The sequence below is a fragment of the Bradyrhizobium sp. I71 genome, assembly GCF_022354745.1.
Taxonomy (GTDB): Bacteria; Pseudomonadota; Alphaproteobacteria; order Rhizobiales; family Xanthobacteraceae; genus Bradyrhizobium; species Bradyrhizobium liaoningense.
In genome coordinates, this window is the sequence record NZ_CP059398.1 from 5,453,398 (window position 1) to 5,469,066 (window position 15,669).

Annotated in this window: 15 protein-coding genes; 8 read left to right on the forward strand and 7 right to left on the reverse strand. The window is 64.6% G+C overall.

Annotation, left to right across the window (positions count from 1 at the left end):
* Positions 1-4 precede the first annotated feature (4 nt).
* From FJV43_RS26245 to FJV43_RS26260, 4 genes are all read left to right on the forward strand, one after another.
* The gene (locus tag FJV43_RS26245) at positions 5-412 is read left to right on the forward strand and encodes a ribulose bisphosphate carboxylase small subunit (RefSeq protein WP_239621943.1); all 408 of its coding nucleotides are present in this window, start codon (positions 5-7) and stop codon (positions 410-412) included.
* Between the two features lie 96 nt (positions 413-508).
* Entirely contained in the window at positions 509-1,441 is a 933-nt protein-coding gene (gene cbbX, locus FJV43_RS26250; RefSeq protein WP_239621944.1) for a CbbX protein, read from the forward strand.
* The gene (rpe, locus tag FJV43_RS26255; RefSeq protein ID WP_239621945.1) at positions 1,438-2,175 is read left to right on the forward strand and encodes a ribulose-phosphate 3-epimerase; all 738 of its coding nucleotides are present in this window, start codon (positions 1,438-1,440) and stop codon (positions 2,173-2,175) included. The genes cbbX and rpe overlap by 4 nt, the downstream gene beginning before the upstream one ends.
* Positions 2,176-2,345: 170 nt before the next feature.
* Positions 2,346-2,561 (forward strand): hypothetical protein, encoded by a 216-nt coding sequence (locus FJV43_RS26260; RefSeq protein WP_131866399.1) that lies wholly within the window; start codon positions 2,346-2,348, stop codon positions 2,559-2,561.
* A 20-nt stretch (positions 2,562-2,581) separates the two neighbouring features.
* On the opposite strand, the gene FJV43_RS26265 is transcribed toward FJV43_RS26260, so the two are convergent.
* Complete coding sequence (locus FJV43_RS26265) at positions 2,582-3,418, reverse strand: universal stress protein (RefSeq protein ID WP_239621946.1); 837 nt, start codon at positions 3,416-3,418, stop codon at positions 2,582-2,584.
* Positions 3,419-3,624: 206 nt separating this feature from the next.
* Here FJV43_RS26265 and FJV43_RS26270 point away from each other — a divergent pair, with 206 nt between their 5' ends.
* Together FJV43_RS26270 and FJV43_RS26275 are read left to right on the forward strand one after the other, a co-directional pair.
* Positions 3,625-5,172 (forward strand): Do family serine endopeptidase, encoded by a 1,548-nt coding sequence (locus tag FJV43_RS26270; RefSeq protein ID WP_239621947.1) that lies wholly within the window; start codon positions 3,625-3,627, stop codon positions 5,170-5,172.
* Between the two features lie 254 nt (positions 5,173-5,426).
* The gene (locus FJV43_RS26275; protein ID WP_239621948.1) at positions 5,427-5,804 is read left to right on the forward strand and encodes a hypothetical protein; all 378 of its coding nucleotides are present in this window, start codon (positions 5,427-5,429) and stop codon (positions 5,802-5,804) included.
* Positions 5,805-5,816: 12 nt separating this feature from the next.
* On the opposite strand, the gene FJV43_RS26280 is transcribed toward FJV43_RS26275, so the two are convergent.
* Positions 5,817-6,110: a DUF6496 domain-containing protein gene (locus tag FJV43_RS26280; RefSeq protein WP_028176955.1), complete on the reverse strand. Its 294-nt coding sequence runs from the start codon at positions 6,108-6,110 to the stop codon at positions 5,817-5,819.
* 84 nt (positions 6,111-6,194) lie between these two features.
* On the reverse strand, positions 6,195-6,389 hold the full coding sequence (locus FJV43_RS26285; protein ID WP_239621949.1) for a DUF3072 domain-containing protein: 195 nt from the start codon (positions 6,387-6,389) through the stop codon (positions 6,195-6,197).
* Positions 6,390-6,504: 115 nt separating this feature from the next.
* Here FJV43_RS26285 and FJV43_RS26290 point away from each other — a divergent pair, with 115 nt between their 5' ends.
* On the forward strand, positions 6,505-6,723 hold the full coding sequence (locus tag FJV43_RS26290) for a hypothetical protein (protein ID WP_239621950.1): 219 nt from the start codon (positions 6,505-6,507) through the stop codon (positions 6,721-6,723).
* A gap of 116 nt (positions 6,724-6,839) precedes the next feature.
* On the opposite strand, the gene FJV43_RS26295 is transcribed toward FJV43_RS26290, so the two are convergent.
* Together FJV43_RS26295 and FJV43_RS26300 are read right to left on the reverse strand one after the other, a co-directional pair.
* Positions 6,840-7,082 (reverse strand): hypothetical protein, encoded by a 243-nt coding sequence (locus tag FJV43_RS26295; protein WP_028176958.1) that lies wholly within the window; start codon positions 7,080-7,082, stop codon positions 6,840-6,842.
* 94 nt (positions 7,083-7,176) lie between these two features.
* Positions 7,177-7,434, reverse strand: a complete 258-nt coding sequence (locus FJV43_RS26300; protein WP_239621951.1) for a hypothetical protein — start codon at positions 7,432-7,434, stop codon at positions 7,177-7,179.
* 140 nt (positions 7,435-7,574) lie between these two features.
* Between FJV43_RS26300 and FJV43_RS26305 the strand changes: the two genes are divergently transcribed.
* Entirely contained in the window at positions 7,575-7,796 is a 222-nt protein-coding gene (locus FJV43_RS26305; RefSeq protein ID WP_239621952.1) for a hypothetical protein, read from the forward strand.
* On the opposite strand, the gene FJV43_RS26310 is transcribed toward FJV43_RS26305, so the two are convergent.
* Both FJV43_RS26310 and FJV43_RS26315 read right to left on the reverse strand, forming a co-directional pair.
* Complete coding sequence (locus FJV43_RS26310) at positions 7,793-9,280, reverse strand: HWE histidine kinase domain-containing protein (protein ID WP_239621953.1); 1,488 nt, start codon at positions 9,278-9,280, stop codon at positions 7,793-7,795. The genes FJV43_RS26305 and FJV43_RS26310 overlap by 4 nt on opposite strands.
* Before the next feature lie 13 nt (positions 9,281-9,293).
* Positions 9,294-15,590, reverse strand: coding sequence for a HAMP domain-containing protein (locus FJV43_RS26315; RefSeq protein ID WP_239621954.1), 6,297 nt, complete (start codon positions 15,588-15,590; stop codon positions 9,294-9,296).
* Between the last annotated feature and the right edge of the window lie 79 nt (positions 15,591-15,669).

The window sequence follows — 15,669 nt, forward strand, 5'->3', positions numbered from 1 at the left end:
TGACATGAAGCTGACTCAAGGCTGCTTCTCGTTCCTGCCCGATCTCACCGACGATCAGATCACCAAGCAGGTGCAATATTGTCTGACCAAGGGTTGGGCGGTGAATATCGAGTTCACCGACGATCCGCATCCCCGCAACACCTATTGGGAGATGTGGGGGCTGCCGATGTTCGACCTTCAGGACGCCGCCGGCGTGATGATGGAGCTCGCCGAATGCCGCAGGGTGTACGGCGACCGCTACATCCGCATCAGCGGCTTCGATTCCGGCCATGGCTGGGAATCGGTGCGGATCTCCTTCCTCGTCAACCGGCCGCCGCAAGAGGCGGAGTTCGAACTGGTGCGGCAGGAAGTCGGCGGCCGCGCGATCCGTTACACCACGATGCGCAAGCCGGCCGCCCACGCCGCTCAATAGCCATCCTCCTCCGCGCGGAGCTCTCCCTGCTCCGCATCCTTGGCGGACCACTGCTTCGCCGCTCCCGGCGGCGAAGCTCTTTTCTTCGAGGTGCCGATGCTCGATGTTCCCCATGCAACGACGACCGAACAGAACGAGACTCGTTTCGATCTTCGCAAGGAGGCCGAAGCGGCCGGGATCACCGATACGCTGCAACAGCTCGATCAGGAGCTGATCGGGCTCAAGCCGGTGAAGGACCGCGTGCGCCAGATCGCCTCGCTGCTGCTGGTCGAACGCATCCGGCAGCGGGCGGGACTGGCCTCCGCGCCGCCGACGCTGCACATGTCCTTCACGGGCAATCCCGGCACCGGCAAGACGACCGTGGCGCTACGCATGGCCAAGATCCTGTACGGCCTCGGCTTCGTGCGGCGCGGGCAGGTGATCTCCGTGACGCGCGACGACCTCGTCGGCCAGTATATCGGCCACACCGCGCCGAAGACCAAGGAGATCCTGAAGAAGGCGATGGGCGGCGTGTTGTTCATCGACGAAGCCTATTACCTGCATCGGCCCGACAACGAGCGCGACTACGGTCAGGAAGCCATCGAGATCCTGCTCCAGGTGATGGAGAACCAGCGCGAAGACCTCGTGGTGATCCTTGCCGGCTATGGCGAGCGGATGACGAGCTTCTTCGCCTCCAATCCCGGCTTCCGCTCGCGCATCGCGCACCACATCGAATTTCCTGACTATGGGGAAGCCGAGCTGCTCGTGATCGCCGAGCTGATGCTGAAGGAGCGCGGCTATCGCTTCTCGGCGGCCGCGCGCGAGGCTTTCGAGAAGTATATCGAATTTCGCCGGACCCAGCCGTTTTTCTCCAACGCCCGTTCGATCCGCAACGCCGTCGACCGCATTCGTCTGCGGCAGGCCGATCGCCTGGTGTCCGATCTCGACCGCATGCTCGATGTCGCCGACCTCGAAACCATTGATCCCGCGGACGTCCTTGCGAGCCGCGTCTTCAGCGGCGGCGCCGATGCGCGGAGTGCAAAGCCATGACCGGAGAGATCGTCATTGCGCCCTCGATTCTGGCTGCGGATTTCGCACGTCTCGGCGAGGAGGTCGCGGCCATCGACACCGCCGGCGCCGATTGGATCCATTGCGACGTCATGGACGGGCATTTCGTGCCGAACATCAGTTTCGGTGCTGACGTCATCAAGGCGATCCGGCCGTTGACGAACAAGGTCTTCGACGTGCATCTGATGATCGCGCCGACCGATCCCTATCTCGAGGCGTTCGCGAAAGCCGGAGCGGACCTCATCACGGTGCACGCCGAAGCCGGCCCGCATCTCGACCGCTCGCTCCAGGCGATCCGCTCGCTCGGCAGGAAGGCTGGCGTCAGCCTTTGTCCGTCGACGCCGGAGGCGACGATCGAATATGTGCTCGACCGTATAGATCTCGTGCTGGTGATGACGGTCAATCCAGGCTTTGGTGGCCAATCATTCATCGGGTCGCAGATCGAGAAGATCAGGCGGATTAGGGCCATGATCGGCGAGCGGCCGATCCGTCTTGAAGTCGATGGCGGCGTCACGCGCGACAATGCCGCTGCCGTGACTGCAGCGGGCGCCGACACGCTGGTCGCGGGTTCCGCCGTGTTTCGTGGCAGGGGCGCGGCCGAATATGCCGCCAATATCGCGGCCATTCGCGCCGCCGCCGAGGCCGGCCGAGTTCCGCACCTGCAAAACAGTTCTGCGCAGCGGATGCGCGCAAGCGATGGAGGCCGTAGCCGGTAGTCTAGAGAAGGCCGAGCGCTCCTGGGCGCAATTTGGAACTTTGACCCGCCTACGCATTTCCCAAGAACGAGCCGAGATTAGGCGAGGGGGCGCAGCAAATCTTTTGCACAATCGCCATCGGCCTGACGTAAACTAAGGCAATAACCTCGGCAGATGCGAGGGAGGGTCTCATGGAGAACGTACGTCGCTACCGGGCGCTGGCGTCCCTCTGTCGTCAGCAGGCAGCCTACCGGCCGCTCCAGACCTGGGAACTCCTCGGCCAGGCCGAACATTTCGAACACCTCGCCGAAGTCGAACTCAAGGCGCATTTCGACGCCTGCAATGTGCAACGCGACGGGGACAACACTGCTGCGCCCCCGCCCTGGCAGGCTCCCGTCGCGGCGTAATGGCGCCAAGCCGGCTCGCCTCAATGCGACATCAGCGTCGGCACTGTCATGGCTTCCAGCATGGCGCGGGTGACGCCCCCGAGAACGCGCTCCTGCAACCGCGAATGGCCGTAGCCGCCCATCACCAGGAGATCGAGGCTCTCGTCGGCCGCCAGCGACAGGATGGTCGGCTGAATGTCGGCGCGCGCTGCCGACAGGCTGACCGTGCGGGTCGGCAGTCCGCGCCGGCCGAGATGTTTTGCCAGACTGCTCGCTGAAGCCTCGCCGGAGACGGCGTCGGCCTCGTTGATGGTGATGATCACGATCTCTGCGGCGCGCGCCAGGAACGTCGCTGCGTCGCGCACGGCACGGGCAGCGAGGCGGCTGCCGTCCCAGCAGATGCCGATCCGGTTCGCCTTGAAGGCTCCACGGAAGGTGTAGGGCAGGAACAGCACCGGGCCGCCCGCCTGAAACAGGATCTCGCCTGGCACGTCGTTGTCAAACGCGCCTTGCGTCGGATCCGGCTGGAGCACGATGTTGAGATCGTGCAGGCGCGCCATCTCGCCGAGCGAGACGGCTGCATCCGCCGGGATCGCGCCGAGCGCGTGGCAGGCGTAGGAGATGCCGGCGTTCGCCGCTTCGCTCCTGAACACCGCGAGCGCGGCCTCGGCCCGCTCCACGGCCCGCTCGCGCTCCAGTTCGAACACGGCCGCCACCGCCGCGCCGCCCTCCATCACGTAAGCTGCACTGGTTGCGACATAGCCGACCGCGACCGCGTCGAGATGGGCGTTGAGATACGACGCGAGCGAGATCGAGCCCTCGATCGCGGGCCGCATGGGACGTTCGGTGGGAATGTGGACGAGAATGTCTTTGTACATGGCGCGCCTCCGGTGGACCTCATGAGCGCAGTTTTTCACTGCGCGAAGCGCCCGTGTTGAGCTGCATCAAATGGGCGGCGGCGATCTGCCTGCTGCGCCCGCTCTCCCGTTCTTTGCCGAGATTTAATCGGATGGACGGGACGCCGTAAGGTGGCAGCGACCATGTTGAGGGCAAGGCGACATCAGCTCAACATGGATATTTCGACATGAACGATCGCGTCAATTCCGACACCACCACGTCCCGCAAGATCTTGAGGCCGCGCCGGCTCGTGCTGCTCGGCACCGTGGCCGCGCTGGGCGTGGCCGCCCTGTCAATGGCGCCAGGCTCTGCGCCGTTCGGTACGAACTCCTTCATTGCGCCGGCTCAGGCTGCGGAAGCCGCCGCGACGCCGCCGGGCTTCGGCGATCTGGTCAGCAAGGTCAAACCCGCGGTGATCTCGGTGCGGGTGAAGATCGACCAGAACAACGACAAGACCGCGATGCTGCAGCAGAACCGGATGGATTCGGACGAGAATACGCCGTTCGACCAGTTCTCGCGACAGTTCGGCTTCCGCTCCCCGGGCGGCATGAACGGCATGCCGCGCCAGCGCCATCAGATGATCACGGGCGAAGGCTCCGGCTTCTTCATTTCCGCCGACGGTTATGCCGTGACCAACAACCACGTCGTCGACCACGCCGAGTCCGTCCAGGTGACGATGGATGACGGCACGACCTACACTGCGAAAGTCGTCGGCACCGATCCGAAGACCGATCTCGCGCTGATCAAGGTCGATGGCAAGAAGGACTTTCCGTTCGTCAAATTCTCCGACCAGAAGCCGCGCATCGGCGACTGGGTGGTCGCGGTCGGCAATCCCTTTGGTCTTGGCGGCACTGTGACCGCGGGCATCGTCTCGGCCAGCGGCCGTGATATCGGCAATGGTCCCTATGACGATTTCATCCAGATCGATGCGCCCATCAACAAGGGCAATTCCGGCGGCCCGGCCTTCGACATGAACGGCAACGTGATCGGCGTGAACACTGCGATCTTCTCGCCCTCGGGCGGCTCGGTCGGCATCGGCTTCGACATTCCGGCCTCGACCGCCAAGCTCGTCGTCGCGCAATTGAAGGATAAGGGTGTGGTCACCCGAGGCTGGCTCGGCGTGCAGGTGCAGCCCGTGACATCGGATATTGCCGACAGCCTCGGCCTCAAGGAGGCGCGCGGGGCGATCGTCGACAATCCGCAGGATGGCAGCCCGGCGGCGAAGGCCGGCATCGAGGCGGGGGACGTCATCACCGCCGTCAACGGCACCACGATCAAGGACTCCCGCGACCTCGCCCGCACCATCGCCACCTTGGCGCCGGGCACGTCCGTGAAGCTCGACGTCTTCCGCAAGGGCGACAGCAAAACGGTGACCCTGGCGCTCGGCGAGCTGCCGAACGAGCGGCAAGCCAAAGGAAATGGCAATGCCGACGAGGGCAGAGGGCAGCCGAATGCCGGCACGCCGCGCCTCGGCCTCAGCCTGGCGCCGGCAGGTGACGTCCAGGGCGCGGGCCAGAAGGGTGTCGTCGTCACCGAGGTCGATCCGCAAGGGCCGGCGGCACAGCGCGGCATTCAGACCGGCGACGTCATCCTCAATGTCGGCGGCAAGGCCGTTGCCAATGTCGGCGACGTCCGTTCGGAGCTGGCGCAGGCCAAATCGTCGGGCAAGCGCAGCGTGCTGTTGCAGGTCAAAAGCGCGGAGGCGACGAGATTCGTCGCAGTTCCGCTCGCGTAGAGACGCGCGCATCGAGCGACGCAGATCAAAAAAGGCGGCCCTCGGGCCGCCTTTCCCGTTCAGCCTCGAAATTCCCGTTGGGTTATTGATAACATTCTCGTTAACCACAGGAATGGTGACGCAGTTCGTCCGAAAAAGCCGTGTTCGCTCATCACAGTTCCAGCACCGCTGCGGCAAGGGAGTCGCAAAGGTGGGTTGCAGTCGTGGAACTTCGAGCCTGCCGCTGCTTTGTGGAACTTGCCGGCGGTTCGCATTTGATCGGTGCCGACATGGTTCGATTGAAGCTCTCGCGGAGGAGTACACTGTTCGTAGCGTCATTGGTGCTCTGGGGCGGAAACGCGCTCGGGCGTGACGACGGCCGCTACGCGAACTCCCCCCTGAAACCATGGTTCGACAGTCTGCGCAGCCAGCTCGGCCCGTGCTGCTCGGATGCGGATGGATTTGCCGTCGCCGATCCCGACTGGGAGTCGCACAACGGGCGTTACCGCGTGCGTCTGGACGGGCAGTGGATAGATGTGCCGGACGAAGCCGTCATCACCGAGCCAAACCGGGCCGGCCGCACCATGGTGTGGCCGGTGAAGACGGCGTTCGGGATTTCGATCCGCTGCTTCATGCCGGGCAGCATGATCTGAGACAGGTCAGCGTCAGCGTTTGCTGGATTTGCGCTTCGACGACTTCTTTGACGACTTGCTTGACTTAGACGATTTTCTCGACGTCTTCTTGGCACTCTTCCGCTTCGATGCCTTCTTCGGGACCTTCTTGCCCTTCTTGCGCGCCTTCGACAGTCCGATCGCGATTGCCTGCTTGCGGCTCTTCACGCGGCCGCCGCGTCCCCCGCGCCCGCTCTTCGCGGTACCCTTTTTGTAGCGCCGCATCTCGCTTTCGACATCGCTGCCGGAGCTGCGTGAGTAGCGACGTTTCTTTGCCTTGCGTGCCATCCATGCTCTCCCTTGGCGAGGAGAACCGTTCGGCTCCGCCATGGTTCCGGCAGCGCGTACACAACGTGCAGGTGCGCGGCGCAGCTAGAAGGAGTTCGCCAATTCGATCTCCGCCTCCAGCGCCTGGATGCGCCGTGCAGCCTCACCGAAGGACAGGTCCCGTGCAAATTGGGCGGGTTGATAGGCCTCATCGCTCAGCCGCTTCAGCCTGAGACCCTGCGCCCGCGTCATCTGCTCGCCGAGAAAAACCCTGGCGTCGTATTTACCTTGAACCTGCATCTGCATTCTCCGTTCTGAAATCGTGACTTGACTATATGTTCTTATTTTGTTCTAACAAGCCATGGACAACAGAATTAATGAAATTCGACGTAAAATCAGAGTCTTGAGGCTCGAAATGGCCGACGTCGAGGCGTCGGTGCGCGATCTCGTCGAGCGCGGCTGCGACTGCACGGAAAGGGCCCTGGCGCAGATGGATCTGCGCCGGAGAATCAACCTCCTGATCGGCGAATGGAAGGCAGCTGGCGGCAGCGACGTTCTGCCTGACGTCCGCGACCGGGTGCGCCTTCGTCCCGCGAAGACGGGCAATCCCGTGCGCGCGAGCGGGCCCCGCTGATCAGGGAGCGCGGCGGAGGAGGAGCTGGACGCGCACCGGATTTGAAACTGCGCCCGAGTCCCAAGAGAAAGGGCCCCGCAACGGGCGGGGCCCTCGATGGATTTCCAGGGAGTGGCCTATTTGGTGTTGGTCATGCCGCCTTTGTTCGTCATGGTACCGCCCTGATCGGAGCCGGGGCCGGAGCCGCCTTGGCCGGAAGGATCAGCGCCCTTGGAAGACTTGGTGTTGGCGCCGGTGGTCTGCGACGATGACATCGAGGATCCATGCTTGGCCTTGTGTGACTTGGCCTGCACGGCGAACGGCGCGGCGGCAAGGCCGGTTGCCAACATTACGGCGAGAGCGAGTTTGGTCGTCTTCATGCGGGAAACTCCCTGAGTTAATTTGACGCAGGCAGCCAACCGCTCTTCGCCGCAGGAGTTCCCGACAAAGCATCTCCCGCGGGTCACGCGCGCTTCAAGATTGCTTGTCCTCCTCAATGATGAACACGACGCCGGTGAGCGTCGCACCGATCGCGAACGTCGTCACCAAGGTGAGAGTGAAGACCAGAATGGCCTGGCTTCCGCCGTTATTGAGCAGGTTGGCCACGGCTGGATTGGACAGGACGAGCATGAGGCTGAAGGTGAGGCCGAGGGCCGCGCCCATCATTGCATGCGTCATCAGCTTGATAAGTCCGCTGGCAGAGATCAGCTCAGACGACTTCTTCGTGCGCATGGGAGTGCATCCCGAATTGGCATGCAAACACCCGCGTGCTTGTCCGGTTCCATTCGGTTGAAATAATTGTCATCGCCCGCTTCATCCGACGTTCATGCCGGGCTTGCGAGGATGAGTGCCATCAAAACGGGAACATGGATATGGGTAAGGTCGTCTTTCTTTACCGCTCGCTGGCCTATCGCAACGCGGCTGCGGACATCCTGCGCAAGGCCCGCAGGCTCCCGCGCGGAGCAGAGCGAAGCGCGGCGCGCCGCTACGCCAGGGCCCTGCGCGATCTCGCCCGGACGGAAGCCTGGCTGGAAGGGCGGGTTCCGCGCGAACCGCGGATGGCCCAGCGCATGACGAGCGCAGTGTCCGGTTAACCGGATGCGCGCTGCAATTCTGCGGAGCCGCCGGTGTCGAACTTGCCGGGTCCGGCGGTGGCCGTCCTGCGCGTCAGCGGCACCTCCAGGCGGCACAACAGACCTTCGGCGCGCCAATCGAACTGCGCCTGTCCGCCAAGCTGGGACTCGACGCTCGCAAGCAGGCTTCGCGTTCCGAAGCCGCGAGATTTCGGTGCCATGACCAGCGGACCGCCGGATTCCTCCCAGCTCAGCGTGAGCAGCTCGTCCTCGACCTGCCAATCGATTGCAAGCCGCCCCGATCGAGTCGAGAGTGCGCCATACTTGGCCGAGTTGGTGAAGAGCTCGTGGAGCGCGAGCGCAAGCGTCTGGGCCGTCGCCGGCAGCAACTGAACTTCGGGACCGGCCAATCTGATCTGGTCGCCGAGCGAATAGGGCGCAAGCTCCTCGTCGATCAGCCTCGAGAGCTCGGCGCCCTCCCAGCTCGACAGCGACAGGATGGTGTGCACGCGCGCCAGTGCATTGATGCGTCCCTCGACGGCGTTGACATAGTCCTTGACCTCGTCCGCCCGGGTGAGGCGCACGATCGATTGCGCCAGCGCCAGCGCGTTCTTGGCGCGATGATCGACTTCCCGCGCCAGGAGATTCTGCCGCTCCTCGGCGCGCTTGCGCTCGGTAATATCGACGGTGACGCCGCTGACGCGCACCACGCGCCCGCTCTCGTCGACCGTCGCCGCCGCCGTGCCGACGCACCAGCGCACCTCGCCGTCGGGCCGCACGATGCGGAACTCCGTTTCATAGGCGCGCGTGCCCTTGTTGAATTCGGCGATCGCCTTGCGCAACTGATCGACGTCATCGGGATGCAAAAGCGCCTGGACGTTGGCCGGATTGACCTCGAAGCTCTCGGGGCCGACGCCGAAGATGCGGTATTGCCCCTCGTCCCACATCCAATCGCCGCTGATCCAGTCCCAGTCCCAGGATCCCATCTTGCCGGCAGCGATCGCCATGCTGCGCCGCTGCTCGCTCTCGCGCAGCTTCGCGGTGGAGCTCTCCAGTTCCGCGGTGCGTGCGCGGACGCGGTCCTCGAGCTCGTGGTTCAGCCGTTCGAGTTCGCGCGTCTTGCGGTAGAGCTCGGCAAATACCTTGATCTTCGCGCGCAGCACCTCCGGCACGACCGGCACCGGCACGTAGTCGACCGCGCCCATCTCATAGCCGCGCAACCGGTCGATGTCGCTGACCTGGATGGCCGAGATGAAGATCATGGCGGTCTTCTGGAAACGCGGATGCTCGCGGATCATCGCGGCGAGCTCGAAGCCGTCGAGCTCGGGCATGCAGACATCGACCAGGATCACTGCGATCTCGGTCTTGAGCAGCACCTCCAGCGCCTCGCGCCCCGAGGAGGCGATCACGAGGTTCTCGCCGAGATCCTTCAGGATCACCTCATAGGCGAGCAGCTTGGCCGGCTGATCGTCGACGAGCAGGATGTTGACCTTTTCCTGGTCCATATGCGGGCCCAACTCAGCGGTGCAGCCACATGCGGATCGCAAGCAGCAATTGGTCGGTGTTGACCGGCTTGGCGAGATAATCGGACGCGCCGGCTTCGAGGCATTTCTCCCGGTCGCCCTTCATCGCCTTGGCGGTCAGCGCGATGATCGGAAGACGGGCGAAGGCCGGGTTCTCGCGGATCACGCCGATGGTCTGATAGCCATCCATCTGCGGCATCATGATGTCCATCAGCACGATCGCGATCTCCGGATTGGATTCGACCAGTGTCACAGCCTCGCTGCCGGTCGTCGCCGTCAGCACTTTCATGCCGCGCCGTTCCAGCACACTCGACAGGGCGAATATGTTGCGGGCGTCGTCGTCGACGAGCAGGGCGGTCTTGCCGATCAAGTCCTCGTCGGAACTGTTCAGCTTCTCCAGCATACGCTGCTTCTCGATCGGCAGCTCCGTGATCACGCGGTGCAGGAACAGCGCGGTTTCGTCGAGCAGGCGTTCCGGCGATTCCACGCCCTTGACCACGATGCTGCGCGCCATGGTGTGGAGTTCCGCGTCCTCCTCCGCCGAAAGCTCGCGGCCGGTGAAGACCACGACCGGGATGTTCGACAGTCGCTCGTCGTTGCGGATCTGGTCCAGCACCTCGAAGCCGCTCATGTCGGGCAGCCGGAGATCGAGCACCACGCAGTCACACGGCTGCTCGCGCAGCGTCGAAAGTGCCTCCGCGCCGGTGGCCGTCGACACGATCTCGATGTCGTCATGGTACAGCAGCTCGCGGATCGAAAGCTGCTCGGCCTCGTTGTCCTCGACGATCAGCAGCCGCTTGCGCCGCGGCCGCGCATATTCCTTGATTTGCGTCAGCGCGGCTGAGACGCCTTCAGGCGTGGTCGGCTTGTTGACGAATGAGAACGCGCCCCGCGCCAGCGCATGCTGGCGGTCCTCGTCGAGCGTGATGATCTGCACGGGGATGTGGCGGGTCAACGGATTGTGCTTGAGCTGGCTCAGCACGGTCCAGCCGAGCATGTCGGGCAGGAACACGTCGAGCGAGACTGCTCTCGGCTGATATTGTTTGGCGAGCTCCAGCGCCTCCGCGCCCCGTGCAGCGACCAGAACCTTGAATCCCTTGTCGCGCGCGAGGTCGACCAGCACACGCGCGTAATGCGGGTCGTCCTCGACGATCAGGAGGATGCTGTCGCCAGGCTCGAGGTTCAAGCGGTCGTCGGGAAGCTGCTCGATGACGCGCTGCTGCTCCGGCGCGGCCGGCTGCAGCGCAGGCGGCTGGCTGTATTGCTGCGGCGCCGGCGCGGCCCGCGGCGCGAGCGTCGGGCCGGAATATTTCAAGGGCAGATAGAGCGTGAAGGACGAGCCCTTGCCCGGTGTGCTGCGGAGATGGATCTCGCCTCCGAGCAGGCTCGCGAGTTCGCGGCTGATCGCCAGCCCGAGGCCGGTGCCGCCGTATTTCCGGCTGGTGCCGGCATCCGCCTGCTGGAACGCCTCGAAGATCAGCTTCTGCTTCTCCAGGGGAATGCCGATGCCGGTATCGGACACTTCGAACGCGATCACGGCCGGCGCGGAGTTCAGCACCGGGTGATCCGTCCCCCAGCCGCCGATCGCGCCGGCGACCTTCAGGCGCACTTCGCCTTCGGCGGTGAACTTGAAGGCGTTGGAGAGCAGGTTCTTCAGGACCTGTTGCAGGCGCTTGGAGTCGGTGACGATGCTGCGTGGCAGGTTCGGATCGACGTCGATCTTGAACGACAGATTGCGGTTGTCCGCCTCGTGCCGGAACGGGCGGCCGACTGTCTCGAGCAGGTTCGCGGTCAGGATCTCCTCGGCGTCGACCGTGACCGTGCCGGACTCGATCTTGGAGAGATCGAGAATGTCGCTGATGAGGTTGAGCAGGTCGGTGCCGGCGCCGTGGATGGTGCGGGCAAATTCGACCTGCTTGGCCGAAAGGTTGCCGTCCGGGTTGTCGCTGAGCTGCTGTCCGAGGATCAGGATCGAATTCAGCGGCGTGCGCAGCTCGTGGCTCATGTTGGCGAGGAACTCGGACTTGTATTTCGAGGTCAGCGCAAGCTCGGTCGCCTTCTCCTCGAGCGCGCGGCGAGCCTGCTCGATCTCCTGGTTCTTGCGTTCCACCTCGACGTTGCGTTCGGCGAGCTGCTGCGCCTTCTGCTCGAGCTGGTCGTTGGTCTGCTGCAATTCGCGCTGCTGGGTCTGCAGCTCGCCGGCGAGCTGCTGCGACTGCTTGAGCAGGCCTTCGGTCTGCATCGTCGCCTCGATCGAGTTCAGAACGATGCCGATGGAGTCGGTGAGCTGTTCCAGGAACGTCATCTGCGACGTCGTGAAGGAGACGAGGGAGGCGAGCTCGATCACGGCCTTGACCTGGCCTTCGAACAGGACCGGCAGCACGACGAGGTTTTTCGGTGCGACGCGGAACAGCGCCGAGTTGATCGGCACCACGTCGGACGGAATGTCCGAGACCATGCGCGGCCGCTTGTCGAGGGCGCACTGGCCGATCAGGCCTTCGCCGAACTGGAGCACGCGCTGATAGGGATAGATGCCGTCGCTGGCGTAGGATGCGAGCAGCAGCAGCTGGGAGTTGTCCTCGTTCTCGACCTGGTAGATCACGCCGGTATGGGCGTTGACCAGCGGCGACAGCTCGGTGAGCAGCAGCCGGCCGACGGTGGTGAGATCGCGCTGGCCCTGGAGCATGTTGGTGAACTTGGCGAGGTTGGTCTTCAGCCAGTCCTGCTCGGTGTTCACGTCCGTCGTCAGACGGAGATTAGTGATCATCGTGTTGATGTTGTCTTTCAGCTCCGCGACTTCGCCGCGGGCGTCGACCTGGATCGATCGCGTCAGGTCGCCCTTGGTCACGGCGGTCGCCACTTCCGCGATGGCGCGCACCTGAGAGGTGAGGTTGGCAGCCAGAAGGTTCACGTTGCCGGTGAGATCCTTCCAGGTGCCGGCGGCGCCCGGCACGTTGGCCTGGCCGCCGAGCCGGCCTTCGACGCCCACCTCGCGCGCAACCGACGTCACCTGGTCGGCGAAGGTCGCGAGCGTCTCGGTCATGTTGTTGATGGTGTCGGCGAGGGCCGCGACCTCGCCCTTCGATTTGACGGTGAGATTCTGCTTCAGATCCCCGTTGGCGACGGCCGTGACGACCTTGACGATGCCGCGCACCTGCTCGGTGAGGTTGGCCGCCATGAAGTTCACGGTGTCGGTGAGGTCCTTCCAGGTGCCGGCGACGCCTGGCACCTGCGCCTGGCCGCCGAGCTTGCCCTCGGTGCCGACCTCGCGCGCCACGCGCGTCACTTCGCCGGCGAAGGCGTTGAGCTGGTCCACCATGGTGTTGATGGTGTTCTTGAGCTCGAGGATTTCGCCTTTGACATCGACGGTGATCTTGCGGGAGAGGTCGCCGCGCGCCACGGCGGTGGTCACTTCGGCGATGTTGCGGACCTGCGTGGTGAGGTTCGCCGCCAGGAGGTTGACGTTGTCGGTGAGGTCCTTCCAGGTGCCGCCGACGCCGGGCACGACGGCCTGACCGCCGAGCCGGCCTTCGGTGCCGACCTCACGCGCCACGCGCGTGACTTCGGCGGCGAAGGAGCGGAGCTGCTCGACCATGGTGTTCAGCGTGTCCTTCAGGAGAAGGATCTCGCCGCGCACGTCCACCGTGATCTTCTTCGAGAGGTCGCCGCCGGCGATCGCGGTCGCGACCTCGGCGATGTTGCGGACCTGGGCCGTCAGGTTCGAGGCCATGAAGTTGACGTTGTCCGTGAGGTCCTTCCAGGTGCCGGCGACGCCGGGAACTTCGGCCTGTCCGCCGAGCTTGCCTTCGGTGCCGACCTCGCGCGCCACGCGCGTGACCTCGCCGGCGAAGGCGTTGAGCTGGTCCACCATGGTGTTGATGGTGTTCTTCAGCTCGAGGATTTCGCCCTTCACGTCCACGGTGATCTTGCGGGACAAGTCGCCGCGCGCCACGGCGGTCGTCACTTCGGCGATGTTGCGGACCTGGGCGGTGAGGTTGCCCGCCATCGAATTGACGCTGTCGGTGAGATCCTTCCAGGTGCCGGCGACGCCGGGTACGTTGGCCTGACCGCCGAGGCGCCCTTCGGTGCCGACCTCGCGCGCCACGCGCGTCACCTCGCCCGCGAAGCGGTTGAGCTGGTCGACCATCGTGTTCAGCGTGTCCTTGAGCTGAAGGATCTCGCCGCGCACGTCGACGGTGATCTTGCGCGACAGGTCGCCGCCGGCGATCGCGGTCGCCACTTCGGCGATGTTGCGGACCTGGGCGGTCAGGTTGCCCGCCATCGAGTTCACGCTGTCGGTCAAGTCCTTCCAGGTGCCGGCAACGCCGGGCACGCCGGCCTGGCCGCCGAGCTTGCCGTCGGTGCCGACCTCGCGCGCGACGCGCGTGACCTCGCCGGCAAAGGCGTTGAGCTGGTCGACCATCGTGTTCAGCGTTTCCTTCAGCTGAAGGATCTCGCCCGACACGTTCACCGTGATCTTCTTCGACAGATCGCCCTTGGCGACCGCTGTTGCGACCTCGGCGATGTTGCGGACCTGGCCGGTGAGGTTCGAGGCCATCGAGTTGACGCTGTCGGTGAGGTCCTTCCAGGTGCCGCCGACGCCGCGCACGACGGCCTGTCCGCCGAGCTTGCCTTCGGTGCCGACCTCGCGCGCCACGCGCGTCACTTCGCCGGCGAAGGCGTTGAGCTGGTCCACCATGGTGTTGATGGTATCTTTCAGCTCCAGAATTTCGCCACGCACGTCCACGGTGATCTTCTTCGACAGGTCGCCACCGGCGACCGCCGTCGTCACCTCCGCGATGTTGCGGACCTGCGCAGTCAGGTTGGAGGCCATCGAGTTGACGCTCTCGGTGAGGTCTTTCCAGGTGCCGGCGACGCCGAGCACGTTGGCCTGGCCGCCGAGCCGCCCTTCGGTGCCGACCTCGCGCGCGACGCGCGTGACCTCGCCGGCAAAGGCGTTGAGCTGGTCGACCATGGTGTTGAGCGTCTCCTTCAGCTGAAGGATCTCGCCGGAGACGTTCACCGTGATCTTCTTCGACAGGTCGCCGCTGGCGATCGCGGTGGCGACGTCGGCGATGTTGCGGACCTGCGCCGTCAAATTCGAGGCCATGAAGTTGACGTTGTCGGTGAGGTCCTTCCAGGTGCCGGCCACGCCGGGCACCTGGGCCTGGCCGCCGAGCTTGCCCTCGGTGCCGACCTCGCGCGCGACGCGCGTCACTTCCGAGGCGAACGAGTTGAGCTGGTCCACCATCGTGTTGATGGTGTCCTTCAGCTCCAGGATCTCGCCGCGCACGTCCACCGTGATCTTGCGCGACAAGTCGCCGCGCGCCACGGCGGTCGTCACGTTGGCGATGTTGCGCACCTGTGCGGTCAGGTTGCCGCACATCGCGTTGACGCTGTCGGTCAGGTCCTTCCAGGTGCCGGCGACGCCCGGCACGATCGCCTGGCCGCCGAGCTTGCCGTCGGTGCCGACCTCGCGCGCGACGCGCGTCACTTCCGAGGCGAAGGAGCGGAGCTGGTCCACCATCGTGTTGATGGCTTCCTTGAGCTGCAGGATCTCGCCGCGGACGTCGACCGTGATCTTCTTCGACAAATCGCCGTTGGCGACCGCGATCGTCACCTCGGCGATGTTGCGAACCTGGTTGGTCAGGTTGTTCGCCATCGAGTTGACGCTCTCGGTCAGGTCCTTCCAGACGCCGGTCACCTCGGGCACCTGGGCCTGACCACCGAGCTTGCCCTCGGTGCCGACCTCGCGCGCCACGCGCGTCACCTCGGAGGTGAACACGCCGAGCTGCTTGATCATGGTGTTGACGATGTTCGCCGACTGCAAAAACTCGCCGCCGAGCGGACGGCCATCGACGTCGAGCTTGACGGTCTGGAGCAGGTCACCTTGTGCGACGGCGGCGACCGCGCGCGTCACCTCGCGCGTCGGCCACAGCAGGTCGTCGATCAGCGTGTTGACCGAACCTTCCATGTCGGCCCAGGAGCCTGAGGCGAGGCCGAACTTGACGCGCTGGCGGGTCTTGCCCTCGCGGCCCACCACCTGGCCGACCAGCTCGAGCTGCTGCGCCATGCGCTGGTTGGCGGCGATGATTTCGTTGAGAGTGTCGGCGATCTTGCCGTCGATACCGAGGTAGTCGCCGCTCATGCGCACCGAAAAGTCACCGCTGCGCATGGCCTGCAAGGCGAGCAACAGTTCCGCCCGGGAATCCGTCTCCGACGTACCGTTGGTTTTGGGCTTTGGAACGCGACGACCGGAGCCTGATGCAGTTCCGGGATCGAGGTCGCTCATACTGATTCCCCCGCAGGCGTTCGCCGAATCCGCGGCACGACGCGTTTGGTCGAAATGAAATAGAGCGTCAGCCAAATTC